This is a genomic window from Herbaspirillum rhizosphaerae (assembly GCF_001189965.1).
In the GTDB taxonomy this organism is placed as follows: Bacteria; Pseudomonadota; Gammaproteobacteria; order Burkholderiales; family Burkholderiaceae_D; genus Herbaspirillum; species Herbaspirillum rhizosphaerae.
The window spans coordinates 272,954-289,627 of record NZ_LFLU01000004.1 but is presented as its reverse complement, the minus strand read 5'-3'; the positions used below and the strand labels follow the sequence as shown (position 1 = coordinate 289,627).

The 16,674-nt window shown below is 61.4% G+C and carries 9 protein-coding genes and 2 tRNA genes; 6 read left to right on the top strand and 5 right to left on the bottom strand.

Annotated features, from left to right (window positions below; translation table 11 throughout):
* Nucleotides 1-10 precede the first annotated feature (10 nt).
* Complete coding sequence (locus AKL25_RS08570) at nucleotides 11-1,195, bottom strand: MFS transporter (RefSeq protein ID WP_050477218.1); 1,185 nt, start codon at nucleotides 1,193-1,195, stop codon at nucleotides 11-13.
* Nucleotides 1,196-1,300: 105 nt separating this feature from the next.
* Between AKL25_RS08570 and AKL25_RS08565 the strand changes: the two genes are divergently transcribed.
* The 3 genes from AKL25_RS08565 (at nucleotide 1,301) to pbpC (ending at nucleotide 10,336) form a co-directional block, all read left to right on the top strand.
* Entirely contained in the window at nucleotides 1,301-2,182 is an 882-nt protein-coding gene (locus AKL25_RS08565) for a LysR family transcriptional regulator (RefSeq protein WP_050477217.1), read from the top strand.
* 112 nt (nucleotides 2,183-2,294) lie between these two features.
* Nucleotides 2,295-8,120: an alpha-2-macroglobulin family protein gene (locus AKL25_RS08560; RefSeq protein WP_050477216.1), complete on the top strand. Its 5,826-nt coding sequence runs from the start codon at nucleotides 2,295-2,297 to the stop codon at nucleotides 8,118-8,120.
* The gene (pbpC, locus tag AKL25_RS08555; RefSeq protein WP_157050551.1) at nucleotides 8,120-10,336 is read left to right on the top strand and encodes a penicillin-binding protein 1C; all 2,217 of its coding nucleotides are present in this window, start codon (nucleotides 8,120-8,122) and stop codon (nucleotides 10,334-10,336) included. The genes AKL25_RS08560 and pbpC overlap by 1 nt, the downstream gene beginning before the upstream one ends.
* A 216-nt stretch (nucleotides 10,337-10,552) precedes the next feature.
* On the opposite strand, the gene AKL25_RS08550 is transcribed toward pbpC, so the two are convergent.
* From AKL25_RS08550 to AKL25_RS08540, 3 genes are all read right to left on the bottom strand, one after another.
* A tRNA-Leu gene (locus tag AKL25_RS08550) sits at nucleotides 10,553-10,637 on the bottom strand.
* A gap of 32 nt (nucleotides 10,638-10,669) precedes the next feature.
* Nucleotides 10,670-10,966: a hypothetical protein gene (locus AKL25_RS08545; protein WP_157050549.1), complete on the bottom strand. Its 297-nt coding sequence runs from the start codon at nucleotides 10,964-10,966 to the stop codon at nucleotides 10,670-10,672.
* Between the two features lie 147 nt (nucleotides 10,967-11,113).
* A tRNA-Leu gene (locus tag AKL25_RS08540) sits at nucleotides 11,114-11,198 on the bottom strand.
* A gap of 253 nt (nucleotides 11,199-11,451) precedes the next feature.
* Between AKL25_RS08540 and rnr the strand changes: the two genes are divergently transcribed.
* From rnr to cysE, 3 genes are all read left to right on the top strand, one after another.
* On the top strand, nucleotides 11,452-13,962 hold the full coding sequence (gene rnr, locus AKL25_RS08535; RefSeq protein WP_050477214.1) for a ribonuclease R: 2,511 nt from the start codon (nucleotides 11,452-11,454) through the stop codon (nucleotides 13,960-13,962).
* Between the two features lie 163 nt (nucleotides 13,963-14,125).
* A complete protein-coding gene (rlmB, locus tag AKL25_RS08530; RefSeq protein ID WP_007877313.1) occupies nucleotides 14,126-14,863 on the top strand; it encodes a 23S rRNA (guanosine(2251)-2'-O)-methyltransferase RlmB in 738 nt (245 codons plus the stop codon).
* A gap of 140 nt (nucleotides 14,864-15,003) precedes the next feature.
* Nucleotides 15,004-15,753, top strand: a complete 750-nt coding sequence (gene cysE / locus AKL25_RS08525; RefSeq protein ID WP_050477213.1) for a serine O-acetyltransferase — start codon at nucleotides 15,004-15,006, stop codon at nucleotides 15,751-15,753.
* 122 nt (nucleotides 15,754-15,875) lie between these two features.
* On the opposite strand, the gene AKL25_RS08520 is transcribed toward cysE, so the two are convergent.
* Nucleotides 15,876-16,670, bottom strand: a complete 795-nt coding sequence (locus AKL25_RS08520; RefSeq protein ID WP_050477212.1) for a UDP-2,3-diacylglucosamine diphosphatase — start codon at nucleotides 16,668-16,670, stop codon at nucleotides 15,876-15,878.
* Nucleotides 16,671-16,674 lie beyond the last annotated feature (4 nt).

Sequence of the window (16,674 nt, the reverse complement as noted above, 5' to 3'; positions counted from 1 at the left end):
ATGGACGTGCTTAGCAAACTTCGCTGGCAGCTTTCAGCGAGACCGCCGGGACAGCTTTGCGGTCCAGCTTCCAGCTGATCAGCGCCACGACCAGGCCGCCGGCGGTGATCGATGCGGCAACCAGCGACACCGCATGCAGACCGGGACCGTGATCGATGGTGACGCCGCCCAGCCATGCGCCCAGCGCATTGCCCAGGTTGAAGGCGGCGATGTTGACCGACGACGCCAGATTCGGCGCGCCGGTCGCTTTTTCAAGCACGCGCATTTGCAGCGGCGGCACGGTGGCGAAGGCGGCGGCGCCCAGCAAACCGACGGTGATCACGGCGGCCAGCTTGTAGTGGCTGGTGAACGAGAACAGCACCAATACGCCGGCCAGCAACACCAGGCTTGCCACGAGCGTCGGCATCAGATACTTGTCGGCGAACTTGCCGCCCAGCAGATTGCCGCCCACCAGGCCGACACCGAACAGCAGCAGGATCGGCGAGACGGCGCCCGGCAGGAAGCCCGTGATGTCGGTCAGGATAGGTGCGATGTAGGTGAATGCGGCAAACACGCCGCCGAAGCCCAGCACCGTCATCAGCAGGCCCAGCAGCACTTGCGGACGGCCCAGCACGCGCAGTTCGCTGCTGAAATCGGCATCCTGCTTGTCGTCAGAGCGCGGCACCAGCCAGGCGGTTGCCAGCAAGGCCACGATGCCGATGGCGCTGACCGCCCAGAAGGTCGAACGCCAGCCGTAGGCCTGGCCCAGCCAGGTGCCGAAAGGCACGCCCAGCACATTGGCCACGGTCAGGCCGGTAAACATCAGCGCAATGGCGGATGCCTGCTTTTCCTTGGCGACCAGGCCGGTGGCGACCACCGAGCCGACACCGAAGAAGGCGCCGTGCGAGAACGAGGCGATGATGCGCGAAATCATGAGTGTGGCGTAGTCCGGCGCAATGGCGCAGCCTACGTTGCCGATGACGAACAACACCATCAGGCTGACCAGCAAGGTCTTGCGCGGCAGCTTGCCGGTGGTGGCGGTGACCAGCGGGGCGCCGACGAACACGCCCAGCGCGTAGCCGGTGACCAGCAGGCCGGCCGAGGACAGGGTCGTGCCCAGATTGGCGGCGACTTCGGGCAACAAGCCCATGATGACGAATTCGGTGGTTCCTATCGCAAATGCGCTGATGGCCAGCGCCCATAAAGCAATCGGCATGATGAAAACTCCCTTTGATGATTATTTGACGTAGTGCATTGTGAGGCCTATCTTTGTTGAGAAAAATACCGTTAAAATCAAAAAATATTTGAATTGGAGTCAACAATGACCATGCAATCGGATGAAATGCGCATCTTCATTGCCGTTGTCGAGGCCGGCAGCCTGAGCGCTGCGGCCGAAGTGCTGGAGCAGACGACCTCGGGCATCAGCCGCGCCCTGACGCGGTTGGAAGAGAAACTCGGCACCAGCCTGCTCACGCGCACGACGCGGCGCATGGAGTTGACGGAAGAAGGGCAGGTCTTCCTGGCGCAGGCGCGCGACATCATCGCCGCCATGGAGCGTGCCGAAGAGTCGATCCGCATCCGCAGCCAGAAGCCGGTCGGCAAGCTGCGCGTGGATGCCTCGGCGCCGTTCATGCTGCACTGTATCGTGCCGCACGTCGCCGCTTTTCGCGAAGCCTATCCCGACATCGAGCTGGATCTGACGACCAATGACCGTTTCATCGATCTGGTCGAGCAGCGCACCGACATTGCGATCCGCATCGGCGAGTTGCAGGATTCGACGCTGCACGCCAAGCCCTTGACCTCGGCGCGGCTGCAACTGCTGGCCAGCCCGGAATACCTGCGCCGTCACGGCACGCCCAAAACGGTCAAGGATCTCGACAATCATCAACTGATCGGTTTCACGCAACCGGAAGGATTGAATCATTGGCCGCTGCAACACGAGGACGGAGATCGTTATCCGATCAAGCCGTCGTTTCGCGCTTCCAGCGGCGAGACGATCCGGCAACTGGCGATCCATGGGCAAGGCATCGCCTGCCTGTCCAACTTCATGTCGGATGCCGATGTGGCGGCGGGACGTCTGGTGCGCGTGCTGGAGAAATCACACACGGCATTTCGCCAGAAGATCCATGCTGTGTATTATCGGAATACGCAAATTTCGAGGCGCATCAGTTGCTTCCTCGATTTTTTGCAGTGCAAGCTGTGACGGCGATATCGGACCAGAACCATTCGAATCACAATCTGTCTTGATCGTGTCACAAGGCTTCGTCACCATGAAGCATCGCCCAAGAACTGATTAAAAAGATAACGGAGCAAGCATGCCCCTGATTTCCCGGACTTCGCCATGGATCCCGACGCTGGTGTACGCATTGGCCGCGACAGCAATCGTCAGCGCAGCATCGCCGGCGGCAGCGGCCAATGTCGCAGGCTTTTCACCGCAAGGCGAGGTCGCGCAGATCCGCCAGGCGCGCGCGACGTTTTCCGAGCCGCTGGTCAAGTTCGGCGATCCCAAGGCCGCCGCGCCGTTCGACGTCAACTGCGCCGTCGCCGGCACCTCGCGCTGGGCCGACGGCAAGAACTGGGTTTATGACTTCGAGCGCGACCTGCCGCCGGGCACACGTTGTTCATTTACGCTCAAGCCCGGCGTCAAGGCCGTGTCCGGCGCAGCCGTCACCGGCAAGAGCGTGTTCCAGTTCAACACCGGCGGACCTGCCGTGGTACGGCATATGCCGGAGGGAAATGAGATCGAGGAAGAGCAGGCTTTCATCTTGTTCCAGAACGGCGCGGCAAATCAGGACAGCGTGCGCGATCACGTGTATTGCGAAGCGGAGGGTATTCATGAACGCATTCCGGCCAAGTTCGTCCCTGACGCGACACGCAAGGCTTTGCTGCAGGAGTTTGCCAAAAAGATTGATCCGGCACTTGTCACTATCGTGCAATGCCAGCAACGACTGCCCAATGATGCCGCCGTCAAGCTGACTTGGGACAAGGGCATCACGACAGTCAACGGTATCGCGACGACGATCCCGCAGACTTTCAAATTCAATGTGCGTAAGGAATTCACCGCCAGCCTCAGTTGCGAACGCGAGAACGCCAATGCCGCGTGCTCGCCGATCTTGCCGGTGACGATGTCGTTTTCGTCCGCAGTGCCGCGCAAGCTGGCCGAAGCGGTGGAGCTCAAGAGCAGCAACGGCAAGCTCAAGCCTTTCTTCGAAAAGAACAATACCGAAGAACTGGTCTACAACCTGAGCTTCAAGCCGCCGTTCCCCGAGAACGGCGAATTCACCGTCAATCTGCCATCGGGCTTCAAGGATGAAAGCGGCCGCGCGCTCAGCAATGCTTCGGCCTTTCCGCTGAAGTCGCGCACCGCCGGCTATCCGCCGCTGGCGAAATTCCCGGCGGCGCCGTTCGGCATCATCGAATTGAATGCCGACGCCACCTTGCCGGTCACCTTGCGCCGCGTCGAAGCGAACCTTGTGGTGCGCGGTACCGACGGCAAGGCCTTGCCCGGCAAGGTCGCCAATCTCAAAGTCGACGGCGACAAGGGCGTGATCGCCTGGCTGACGCGCCTCAATCGTTTTCACGAGCGCTGGGGCGACACGACAGGAAAGACGCCCGATACGCGCGCCATCGGTTTGCTGGCCAAAGAACCGGGCGTAAAGACCTTGGCTCTGCCGGCGTTGTCTGAAGCGAAGGATGGCGAGCGGCCGTTCGAAGTGGTCGGCATTCCGTTGAAGGATCCGGGCTTCTATGTGGTCGAGCTGGAGTCGCAAAAACTCGGCGCCTCCTTGCTCGGCAAGCCGGCGCCGATGTATGTGCGCACCAGCACGCTGGTGACCAACCTGTCGGTGCACGTCAAGCTCGGACGCGAGAACAATGCGGTGTGGGTGACCACGCTCGACACGGCCAAACCGGTGGCGGATGCCGATGTGCGCATCTCCAATTGCCGCGGCGATGAGCTGTGGCGCGGCAAGACCAATGCGATCGGCGTGGCGATGATCGCCCAGCCGATCGACGACGTCTGCGCCAGCCGTCAGAACGAAGACGGCGCCATCAACGGCCTGTTTGTCAGCGCGCGCAAGACCGACGAGAAAGGCCGCGCCGACATGGCGTTTGCACTGACTTCGTGGAATGACGGCATCGAGTCGTGGCGCTTCAATTTGCCGACCGATCGTTCGTCCGGCGCCAATGCCCGCGCGCACACGATCTTTGACCGCACCTTGTTCCGCGCCGGCGAAACGGTATCGATGAAGCACGAGTTCCGTCTGGAAAGCATGACCGGCTTCGCGCTGGCCGGCAAAGACAAGCTGCCCACACGCGTACGCATCATCCATCAGGGCAGCGGACAGGAATTCCAGTTTCCGTTGAAGTGGCGCAATCAGAAAAACGCCGAGACGGCCTTTGCGATTCCGAAGGAAGCCAAGCTCGGCAGCTACGACGTCATGCTCGACAGCGGCGCTGCAAAGAGCGGCAGCGACAGCAACAATGACGGCGACGCCGAAGAAGGCGGCGCTGCGCAGGGCAGCTACAGCACCGGCAGCTTCCGCGTCGAAGAATTCCGCCTGCCGCTGATGCAGGGGCGCATCACGCCGGTGACCGGCGGCAAGGGCGCCAGTCTGGTTGCACCGAAAGAAGTTCCAATCGACGTCCAGCTCAACTACATCAACGGCGGCGGCGCTTCGGGGCAAGCAGTGCGCGTCAGCAGCCTGATGCGTGCGAAGGCAGTCAGTTTCCCGAGTTATGACGGTTACTCTTTTGGCGCCGGCAGCTACGGCGGCGAAGACGGCAATGCCGGCAGCGACGATCAGAAAATCGTTGCGGACAAACTGCCGGTGACGCTGGATAAAAACGGCGCAGGCCGCACCACGGTCAAGTCGCTGCCGGTCATCAAGACGCCGCGCGAGCTGCTGACCGAGATGACCTACAGCGATCCGAACGGCGAGATCCAGACTATCTCCAACCTGGTGACGGTCTGGCCGTCGGCGGTGGTCATCGGCATCAAGGGCGGCGACTGGGTTTCGGTGAAGAAGAAACTGGCGGTGAGCATGGTTGTGCTCAACGCGGCAGGTCAGCCGCAAGCGGACGTGCCCGTCGAAGTCACTGCGCTGAGCAGGCAAACCAATTCGCATCGCAAGCGCATGGTCGGCGGCTTCTATGCATATGAAAATACCCGCTCGTCGCAAAACCTCGGCACGCTGTGCAGCGGCAAGAGCGACAAGCACGGCGTGCTGATTTGCGACGTGTCGCTGTCGGAAGCCGGCAACGTCGAACTGACCGCCACCGCCAAGGATGGCAACGGCAATGCCTCGTTCGCGCAGACCTCGGTATGGGTGACGCGCCAGGGCGAGTTGTGGTTTGACGGCGAGAACCAGGATCGCATCGACATCCTGCCCGAGAAGAAAACCTATCAACCCGGCGAGACCGCCAAATTCCAAGTGCGCATGCCGTTCCGCTATGCGACTGCGCTGGTGGCGGTGGAGCGCGAGGGCGTGATCGAAACGCAGGTGGTGCAACTGAACGGACAGGATCCGACCATCAGCCTGCCGGTCAAGGGCGGCTTTGCACCTAACGTCTACGTTTCGGTGCTGGCCGTGCGCGGCCGCATGCGCGAAGTGCCGTGGTATTCCTTCTTCAGTTGGGGCTGGAAAGAACCGATCAACTGGTGGCACGAGTTCAAGGAATATCAGGCGCCCGGCACCATGGTCGACCTGGCCAAGCCCGCCTACAAATTCGGCGTCGCCGAGATCTCGGTCGGCAGCGGCGCGCATTTGCTGAAAGTCGCGGTGACTGCCGACAAACCGACGTATCCGATCCGCTCGATTGCCAAGGTCAATGTGCAGGTTACGCTGCCTGACGGCAAACCTGCGGCGGGCGCCGAGATCGCGCTGGCGGCGGTGGACGAAGCCTTGCTGGAACTGCAACCCAACACCAGCTGGAATCTGCTCTCGGCCATGCTGCAACGGCGCAGCTACGGCATTGAAACATCGACGGCGCAAATGCAGGTGATCGGCAAGCGCCACTACGGCAAGAAAGCGACGCCGGCGGGCGGCGGCGGCGGCAAATCGCCGACGCGTGAATTGTTCGACACCTTGCTGCTGTGGAAGCCGTACGTCGTGCTCGACGCCAACGGCAGGGCGCAGATCGATGTGCCGCTCAACGATGCGTTGACCTCCTTCCGCATTGTTGCGGTCGCGGAAAGCGGGGCAGGTCTGTTCGGTACCGGCTCGGCCAGCATTCGCTCGTCGCAGGACGTGCAGGTGATCTCCGGCTTGCCGCCGCTGGTGCGCGAAGGCGATCAGTTCAACGCCATGGTCACCGTGCGCAACACCACCACGCGCGTCATGCAGCTGCGCCTGAACGCTAAAGCGACAGGATCAGTTCCGGCCGCGACGATTGCCTTGCAAGATAAGGACATCGCCATTCCCGCCGGTGAAGCACGTGAAGTGATGTGGCCGGTGACCGTGCCTGCCGACATCTCGCAACTGAGCTGGGAAATCGGTGCGCAGGAGCAAGCCGTATCGTCAATATCGGCCGCCAAGGACGCCATCAAATTCGTCCAGCGCGTCGTGCCGGCGATTCCGGTGACGGTGCAGCAGGCGAGCTTGTTCCAGCTCGACAAGGCGTCGGCGATGAGCGTGGCGCCACCTGCCGACAGTTTGCCGGGGCGCGGCGGACTGAATATCTCGCTCAAGCCGAGTCTGGCCGGCGGCAGCGAAGGCATCCGCAAATACTTTGCTGATTACCCATTCTCTTGCCTGGAGCAGCGCACCTCCAAGGCCATCGGTCTGCGTGACGACGCGATGTGGCAGAAGATGGTGGCAGACTTGCCGACCTACCTCGATGCCGACGGTCTGGCCTATTACTTCCCGCCGAGCGAATCCAATGCGCGGCGCGGCAGCGATACCCTGACCGCTTATCTGCTGGCGGCGTCGAACGAAGCGGCTTATGCCTTGCCGGCGCAGAGTCGCGACAAGATGCTCGACGGTCTGGCGGCGTTTGTCGACGGCAAGCTCACGCGCGATTTCTGGTCGCCGAAGAAAGATCTCGACGTGCGCAAGCTGGCGGCGCTGGAAGCCTTGTCGCGTTATCACCGGGTGCAGCCATCCATGCTCGGTTCGATTCAGATCAATCCGAATTTGTGGCCGACCTCGGCGGTGCTCGACTGGATTGCTATCCTGCAGCGCGTGACGACGATTCCAGAGCGCGACAAGCGCCTGGCGGAAGCCGATCAGATCATCCGCTCGCGCCTGAATTATCAGGGCACGCGCATGGGCTTCTCGGATGAGGCGAACGATTACTGGTGGTGGCTGATGGCCAGCGGCGACAGCAACGCCAATCGTCTCGTGTTGACCATGCTGAACAATCCGGCCTGGCGCGAAGACATGCCCAAGCTGATCAGCGGCGCCATCCAGCGTCAACAGCGCGGCCATTGGAGCACGACCACCGCCAACGTCTGGGGCAGCCTGGCGCTGGAAAAATTCAGCCGTGCCTTCGAGGCGGAGAAGGTCGCAGGCACGACGCGCATCGTGTCCGACGCGGGCAGCAATGCGTATGCATGGAGCGGTGCAGGCGCAGCCGGCGGCAAGGTGCAGATCCCTTGGAGCACGCCTGCGCCGGGTACGCTGAAGTTCACGCAAGAGGGTAGCGGCAAACCGTGGATCACCATGCAAAGCCTGGCCGCCGTGCCGTTGAAGCAGCCGTTCTCCAGCGGTTATCGCATCACCAAGACGGTTGTCCCGGTCGAGCAGAAGCAGAAAGGCGTTTACAGCCGCGGCGACGTCTTGCGCGTGACGTTGGACATCGACGCGCAGACCGACATGACCTGGGTGGTGCTGAACGATCCGATTCCCGGCGGCGCCAGCTTGCTGGGTTCCGGCCTGGCGCGCGACTCGGCGATCACGCGCAGCGGCGAGGATGACGGCCGTTCGCGCAGCAACGCGTGGCTGGCGTATGAAGAGCGCAGCTTCGAAGGTTATCGCGCTTACTACGAGCGCATGCCGAAGGGGCGTTCCAGCATTTCCTACACGGTGCGCCTGAACAACGCCGGCGAATTCAGTCTGCCGCCGACGCGGGTCGAGGCGATGTATGCGCCCGAGATGTTCGGTGAAATCCCGAACGCCAGGCTGAGCATCAAGGAGCCGTGATGTCAGCGACGACGCGACGGCATATTGCAGCGTTGTGGTTCGCTGCGACAACGGCGCTGCTGGCGGGAGCGCCGGGCGTCGCGCATGCCGTGCCGAATTTTGGCGAGGTGCTGCAATCCTTTCGTTCCTCGGACGCCGCGATGTACGACCGTCATGGCGAGCTGATCCAGCAGTTGCGGCTTAATCCCAACGAGCGCCGCCTGTCGTGGATCGCGTTGGAGGATGTGTCGCCGGCCTTGCGCAACGCCCTGATCGCTTCCGAAGACCGCCGCTTCTATCAGCACAGCGGCGTCGACTGGAGCGCCGTGGCGGCGTCGGCCTGGGGCAATCTGTGGAATACCAAAACGCGCGGCGCGTCGACCATCACGATGCAGCTGGCGGGTCTGATCTATGACGATCTTCGCCGCAAGTCGTCGGCGCGATCGATGACGCAGAAAGTGTCGCAGGTCTTTATCGCGCAATCGCTGGAGCGCAACTGGCGCAAGGATCAGATTCTGGAGGCTTATCTGAATCTGGTCAGTTTTCGCGGCGAGCTGGTGGGCGTACATGCCTTGTCGCGCGTGCTGTTCGGCAAGCATCCCAGCGGTTTGAATCAGAGCGAGGCGGCCATCGCCGTCGCGTTGATTCGCGCCCCCAACGCCAAACCGGCGAAAGTCACGGAACGCGCCTGCGCCATCCTGAAAGAGCAGGGCGCGCCGCAGGAATGCAATGGCTTGCAGGGACGTACGGAACTGGTGCTGGCGCGCGCCACGGCCAAGGGCGAAATCAGCGGCGCTGCGACCGCGCCGCAACTTGCTCCGCATCTGGGGCGCAAGTTGCTGAAGGACGCGGGCAAGCCGGTGTATTCGACTATCGATGCAGCGACGCAGCGATTTGCCAGCGATGCTTTGCGCCGCCAGTTGTCGGCACTGGTGGATCGCAATATCGAAGACGGGGCGGTGCTGGTGATCGACAACGCCAGCGGCGATGTCCTGGCCTGGGTGGGATCGAGCGGATCGCTGTCGGGCGCAGCGCAGGTCGACGGTGTGCAGGCCCTGCGCCAGGCCGGGTCGACTCTGAAGCCCTTCCTGTACGAAATGGCGATCGAGAAAAAATGGCTGACGGCGGCTTCGCTGCTCGACGATTCGCCGGTCAATCTGGCGACCTCTGCCGGTCTCTATATTCCGCAGAATTACGACCGGCAATTCAAGGGGTTGGTGAGCCTGCGCACCGCGCTGGGGTCGTCGCTCAATATTCCCGCCGTGCGCACGCTGGTGATGGTGACGCCGGAGCGTTTTTTCCGGCGCTTGCAGACGTTGGGCTTCAATCTGCGCGAGTCGGGCGATTACTACGGCTACAGCCTTGCGCTGGGCAGCGCCGATATCAGCCTGCTGTCGCTGACCAATGCCTATCGCGCGCTGGCGAATCAGGGACGTTACAGCGGCGTGCGCACCGCGATGAACGATCCGCGCGTGACGTATCAACAGGCGATGGATGGCGGCGCTGCGTTCATCGTCGGCGACATCTTGTCCGATCGCAGTGCGCGGGCGCGTACCTTCGGTCTGGAGAGCGCCTTGTCGACGCGCATCTGGACGGCGGTCAAGACGGGGACGTCGAAGGACATGCGCGACAACTGGTGTATCGGATTCTCGTCGCGCTACACCGTCGGCGTGTGGGTCGGCAATGCCTCCGGCGCGCCGATGTGGGATGTATCCGGCGTCACCGGTGCAGCGCCGGTCTGGCAGGAGGTGATGCAGTATCTGCACCGCCAGTCCGGCTCGCAGGAACCGGCGAAACCGGCGTCGGTGATTGCGCAACCAGTCCGGTTCGAGAATCAACTGGAAGCGGCGCGCACCGAATACTTCTTGCCTGATACCAGTCAGCGCCTGTTGCAGGTAGCCAAGTCGGGCGAGATCGCGCCGATGATCACGTATCCGACGCCGGGCATGCTGGTGGCGATCGATCCCGATATTCCGCCGACGCATCAGCGTTTGCGTTTTACCGCGCAAGGTGCGAAGCACGGGGTGTGGCTGCTTGATGGGAAGGCGTTGAAATTGGCAGGAAAAAAATCTGCGGATCTGGGGTTTGATTGGATGCCTTGGCCCGGAAAGCACAAGCTGGTCTTGCAGGATGTAAATGGCGCGGTGCTTGATCAGTTGCAGTTTGAGGTGCGTGGGGCGTTGGTGCGGCCGCCTGAGGGAAAACCAGTGAAGAGCAAGGTGAATCTGGCGAGATAGAAAGCGGTCCCCAAAATACAAAAGGCTGATCGATTTTCATCGATCAGCCTTTAATATTTTGGTGCCCACGGAGGGTGCTCGGTCACGTTCCGCGACCCCGTTTGGCCTTGCAAGGCCAAACCTTCGAGTCCCACCCGCAAGGCGCGCAGGCGCCTTGCTCGCGGTCCCCAAAACGCAAAAGGCCGATTGATTTTCATCAATCGACCTTTTATGTTTTGGTGCCCACGGAGGGACTCGAACCCCCACACCTTGCGGCACATGGACCTGAACCATGCGCGTCTACCAATTCCGCCACGTGGGCCTAAAACGTCTTCACACAAAAGTGCTTAGCGCTTAGAAGGGCTGAATAATACTGATATTGAATCCAGCGGTCAACAAAATAATGCGTAAAAACGAAAGAAGATTCGACTGGATCACTTGAGGCAAAACTTGTTGAGTGGCGATGAGATTTTTGAAATGCGAAAACAAAAAAACGAGGGTCGCGCTAAGAATTAGTCGAGCGATTGTTTGTTGGACGCCACGTTGAGGTCGGGAGGATTTTGAATTGGAGGGCTTGCGATTTTTACGGTCCCCAAAACGCAAAGGCTGGTTGATTTTCATCAACCAGCCTTTTATGTTTTTGGTGCCCACGGAGGGCGCTCGGTCACGTTCCGCGACCCCGTTTGGCCTTGCAAGGCCAAACCTTCGAGTCCCACCCGCAAGGCGCGCAGGCGCCTTGCTCGCGGTCCCCAAAACGCAAAAGGCCGATTGATTTTCATCAATCGACCTTTTATGTTTTGGTGCCCACGGAGGGACTCGAACCCCCACACCTTGCGGCACATGGACCTGAACCATGCGCGTCTACCAATTCCGCCACGTGGGCAATACCGCGAAAGAACGAGATTATAGCCCATTTTCAGAACTTGTCAATCACTTGGCGTGCCGGCATCCATTTATTTTCAGGAGGCGGGTGCGGACGGCGCTATCGGGGGCGCATGTTAGGTAAATACCGGGAACCTCCGTTACACTAGGGCATGTTGCACCCTGGGCCAAGGCCCCGTAGTCGTATTCCAGCAGCTCGCCAGGCGGATCCGCTGTCGCGAAACTGATGAATAACAATTTACCTGATTACACTTTTGAGCCAATTTCCCTATACCATCCCCAGCCGCGAGGAAATTCTCGGCATCCTGCGCACCTCTTCGGGCGCGCAAAACGCGATGACACTGGCTTCTGCGCTCAGCGTCAAGCCGGAAGAAATGGATGGCCTGACGCGACGCCTGAATGCAATGGAACGCGACGGTCAGATCAAGCCCGACCGCGCCGGCAACTACAAGCTGACGCATTCTCCCGATTTCATTGAAGGCCGCGTCAGCAGCCACCGCGACGGTTTTGGCTTCCTCTTGCCGGAAGACGGCAGCGCCGACATCTTCCTGCCCGAGAAAGAAATGCAGAAGGTCTTGCATGGCGACCGCGTCCAGGCCCGCATCATCGGCACCGATCGCCGCGGACGTCCGGAAGGCACCATCGTTGAAGTGGTGTCGCGCGCCAATACCCACGTCATCGGCCGCTTGCTCAACGAGAACGGCGTCTGGGTGGTGGCGCCTGAAGACAAGCGCATCGGCCAGGACGTGATCCTCGCCGGCTCGCCGGGCAAGGCCAAGGCGGGGCAGGTGGTCAGCGTCGAGCTGACCGAGCAGCCTTCGCGCTACACGCAGCCGGTCGGCAAGATTGCAGAAATCCTTGGCGACATCGACGATCCGGGCATGGAAATCGAAATCGCCGTGCGCAAATACGGTGTGCCGCATGAGTTTTCCGAAGCTGCCAAGAAGCTGGCGGCAAAGCTGCCGAGTGAAGTCAAGGCTGCCGATCTCAACGATCGCGTCGACTTGCGCGACGTGCCGCTGGTCACCATTGACGGCGAAGACGCGCGCGACTTCGACGATGCGGTCTATTGCGAACCGATCAAGATCGGCCGCGCCAAGGGTTATCGCCTGATCGTGGCGATTGCCGACGTCAGCCATTATGTGAAGCCCAACGATGCGCTCGATGTGGATGCGCTGGAGCGCAGCACCTCGGTGTATTTTCCGCGCCGGGTGATTCCGATGCTGCCGGAAAAATTGTCGAACGGCCTGTGCTCGCTCAACCCCGATGTCGATCGCCTGACGCTGGTGTGCGACGCCGTGATCACCGCCAAGGGCGAGATCAAGGCTTACCAGTTCTACCCGGCGGTGATCCACTCCGCCGCGCGTCTGACATACACCGAGGTCGCGGCTGTCCTCGCCAATACGAAGGGCCCGGAAGCCGCCAAGCGCGCGGGCCTGGTGCCGCATCTATTGCATCTGTATGAAGTGTTCCAGGCGCTGCTGCAGGCGCGTCATGCACGCGGCGCGATCGACTTTGAAACGACCGAAACCTACATCGTCTGCAACGCCGTCGGCAAGATTGAAAAGATCCTGCCGCGCACCCGCAACGACGCGCATCGTTTGATCGAGGAATGCATGCTGGCGGCCAACGTCTGCGCCGCCGATCTGTTGAAACGTCACGAGCACCCGGGTTTGTATCGCGTCCACGCCGGACCGACCAAGGAACGTCTGAATCAGTTGCGGACCTTCCTCAAGCAAATCGGCCTGAGCCTGGGCGGCGGCGACAGCCCGAGCGCGTCCGATTACGCCGAGCTGATGCCGAAGATCAAGTCGCGTCCGGATGCCTTGCTGATCCAGACCATGCTGCTGCGGTCCATGCAGCAAGCGGTGTACAGCCCGGAAAACATCGGCCATTTCGGTTTGTCGTATGAATCGTATGCCCACTTCACCAGCCCGATCCGCCGTTATCCGGATCTGCTGACGCATCGCGCCATCAAGGCGATCCTGCTGGGCAAGCGTTACGAGCCCAAGGGTATCGACACCAGCGTGCTCAACACCATGTTGTCGCCCGCCGCCCGCAAGGCGCAGGCATTGGATCGCGCCAACGGGAAGAAGAAGCCGGAAAGCAGCGTCGCCATCTGGGAAGCGCTGGGCGTCCACTGTTCCGCCAACGAGCGCCGCGCCGACGAAGCCTCGCGCGACGTCGAAGCATGGCTCAAGTGCTATTTCATCCGCGACAAGCTGGGTGAAGAATTCACCGGAACGATCTCGGGCGTGGCGACCTTCGGCATTTTCGTGCAGCTCGATGCCTTGTATATCGAAGGCATGGTGCACGTCACCGAACTCGGCGCGGATTACTTCCAGTACGACGAAGCACGCCATGAATTGCGCGGCGAACGCACCGGCATTCGCTACCAGTTGACCGACCGCGTGACGGTGCAGGTCAGCCGTGTCGATCTGGATGCGCGCAAGATCGATCTGCGTCTGGTGACCGAACCCGGCATTCGTACGATACTGAAGAACGAAGCGCGCCGCGCTGAAAATGCGCAGCAGGCGCGCAGCAAGACAGGCGCAGGCAAAGGCGCGCCGGCAGCCCGATCCGGTGGTGGTGCAAAGGCAGCGCCAGCATCCGCCCCAGCGGCTGCAAAAACCGCCAAGGGTGCAAAAACACCGAAGGCAGCAAGCAAATCCGGCAAGGCTTTGCCGCGTGTGAAGGGCGGGATCGAGTCGGACCGCAAGCGTCCGGCCAAGGGTTTTTCCCGGCCAAGCAAGAAAAATCGCTAACGCCGATGGCGCCGTGTTTTTTAACACGGTGCCGCGGCAGTAGCGTTATGCATGCGCTGAAGGCGGCCGCGTCGCGAGATTCGGTCTTTTCGGCGTCGACTTAATTAGTGACTTATTTTGTGAGTTATTTAGTGAAGCAGTATTTAGTGAAGAAGCAGGGCACATGAAAAGTAAAATGATTTTTGGCTTCCACGCCGTCACCTCGCGCATTCGTCACGAGGCGTCGTCGGTCGAGGAATTGTATGTCGATGCCGAGCGTAACGACGCCCGCATGCGCGATCTGCTGCACGCCGCCAAGGCCGCCGGCGTACGCATCATCCAGGCGGACGATCAGCGCCTGTCGAACATCGTCGGCACGCGCCGCCATCAGGGCGTCGTCGCCAAGGCCGGCGAGCTGTCGCTGGCGCGCAATCTGGACGAGCTGCTCGACGTGGTCGAAGGCCCGCCATTGCTGCTGATCCTCGACGGCATCACCGATCCGCACAACCTGGGCGCTTGCCTGCGGGTGGCCGACGGCGCCGGCGCACATGCCGTGATCGCGCCGAAGGACCGTGCGGTCGGCCTGAACGCGACTGCGGCCAAAGTCGCCAGCGGCGCAGCCGAAACCGTTCCTTACATCACCGTGACCAACCTGGCGCGCACCATGCGCGACCTCAAGGATCGCGGCGTCTGGCTGATCGGCATGGCTGACGATGCAGACAAGGATCTGTACGCCGGCGACTTCTCCGGCCCGACCGCATTGGTCATGGGTTCGGAAGGCGAGGGCATGCGCCGCCTGACGCGCGAAACCTGCGATATTCTGGTCAGCATTCCCATGTTCGGCTCGGTTGAAAGTCTCAACGTTTCCGTCGCTTCCGGCGTCTGTCTGTACGAAGCGCGCCGGCAGCGTCTGCCCAAGTAGCAATGGGCAACCCGCCGGGATCTCCGGCGGGTAATATCCCCTCGTGCGATCCCATTCTTGACGTCAGGAAAGCCGGTCCGTCTTCGGCAAGCCTGGCGGTAAACGATTAAGATTGCACATTCCGTATTGACAGCCACATTATGTTTACTCAACTTCGAGAAGATATTTCCAGCATCATTGAACGCGATCCTGCTGCGCGCAACGCCTGGGAAGTCTTGACCTGTTATCCCGGCTTGCACGCGGTCGTTCTGCACCGCATCGCGCACAGCTGCTGGGCCAACGGCTTGAAGTGGCTGGGACGTTTCATCTCCCAGCTGGCGCGCTGGTTCACCGGGATCGAAATTCATCCCGGCGCAACCATCGGCCGGCGTGTCTTCATCGACCACGGCTTCGGCGTGGTGATCGGCGAGACGGCGGAAATCGGCGACGACTGCACGATTTACCAGGGCGTGACGCTGGGCGGCACTTCGCTCAACAAGGGCGCCAAGCGCCATCCTACGCTGGGCCGCGGGGTGATCATCGGCGCCGGTGCGCAGGTGCTGGGCGGCTTTACGGTTGGCGACGGCGCCAAGGTGGGTTCCAATGCCGTGGTGGTCAAAGAAGTGCCCCCTGGCGCAACGGCGGTCGGCAATCCGGCCCGCGTGGTGCAAAAGGCGCCTCAGGATCCCCGTGAGCAAGCTGCTGCGCGCATGTTCGCGGCTTACGGGGTGACGCCGAACGGCGACGATCCTTTGTCGAAGGCCTTGCATGGCCTGATCGATCAGGCCGCTGCGCAAGAGCATCAGATCGAGGTGATTCTGGCCGCGATCAAGTCGGCCGGCATCGGCTGCGAGAAGCTCAAGGAGTTGGAGAAATTCGATGCCGCGCAGTTGAACAAGCTGGTGGAGTGATTTGCCGTAATCCGTTTTGATGCGGATCTGAAAACGAATAACAAATGCCGGCATGAAAAAGAGGAGCAGATCTGCTCCTCTTTTTTTGTCCCTGCGAATAGGGCTGGCCTGCTCGGCGGCCTTTACGTCAACTCATTGCCGGCGGCATCGAAGCGATGCAGCACGCCATCGGCAGTCAGGCTCATCCAGCCGCCGCGTGCAGGTTCCACGTCGTATTCCCAATCCGGCAAGACGTAGCGCAGGCGCGTTGCTGCGCCGGACTCGTCGACATGCAGGGCGGGGCGATGCGTGTGGCCGTGGATCAGGGTCTGCGTGCCGGTCTGCTCGTACACCTCGCGTATGGCGTCGGCGTTGACGTCCATGATCTCGTAGGACTTCTCCTTGTTGGCATCCTTGCTGTTCTGGCGTACGCCTTCAATGATGGCCTTGCGCTGGGCCAGCGGCATGCCGAGAAAGTGCTGTTGCCAGGCCGGTTGACGCACTTGCGCGCGAAACGCCATGTAGGCCGTGTCGTCGGTGCATTGCGCATCGCCGTGCGCCAGCGTGATATCGCGTCCAGCGAGGCGGATGACGTGAGGATCCTCGAGGATCGTCAGCCCGGCGGCCTCGGCGAATGCGGGGCCGACCAGAAAGTCGCGATTGCCTGCAATCCAGAAGACGGCAACGCCGCTGTCGCTGACGCGGCGCAGCGCATTGACGATGTCGCGGTTGTAGGGCGTCTCGATGTCGTCGTCGCCGGCCCAGTATTCGAAGATGTCGCCGAGCAGGTAAAGCTGTTCGGACCGGCTTGCATGCCGGTCGAGAAAATCGTGGAACGCCTGCGTCGTGCGCGGCAGGCTGGCCTGCAAATGCAGGTCGGAAATAAAAAGCGCAACCGCTCGGGGTTGCGCTTCTTGTACAGATGAAGTGTTCGTCATCGGA

What these genes read in the sequence shown, in the direction of transcription:
- AKL25_RS08570 (WP_050477218.1), bottom strand. Translation starts at nt 1,195, where the DNA reads ATGCCGATTGCTTTATGGGCGCTGGCCATCAGCGCATTTGCGATAGGA.
- cysE (WP_050477213.1), top strand. Translation starts at nt 15,004, where the DNA reads ATGTTTACTCAACTTCGAGAAGATATTTCCAGCATCATTGAACGCGAT.
- pbpC (WP_157050551.1), top strand. Translation starts at nt 8,120, where the DNA reads ATGTCAGCGACGACGCGACGGCATATTGCAGCGTTGTGGTTCGCTGCG.
- AKL25_RS08565 (WP_050477217.1), top strand. Translation starts at nt 1,301, where the DNA reads ATGACCATGCAATCGGATGAAATGCGCATCTTCATTGCCGTTGTCGAG.
- AKL25_RS08520 (WP_050477212.1), bottom strand. Translation starts at nt 16,670, where the DNA reads ATGACGAACACTTCATCTGTACAAGAAGCGCAACCCCGAGCGGTTGCG.
- AKL25_RS08560 (WP_050477216.1), top strand. Translation starts at nt 2,295, where the DNA reads ATGCCCCTGATTTCCCGGACTTCGCCATGGATCCCGACGCTGGTGTAC.
- rlmB (WP_007877313.1), top strand. Translation starts at nt 14,126, where the DNA reads ATGAAAAGTAAAATGATTTTTGGCTTCCACGCCGTCACCTCGCGCATT.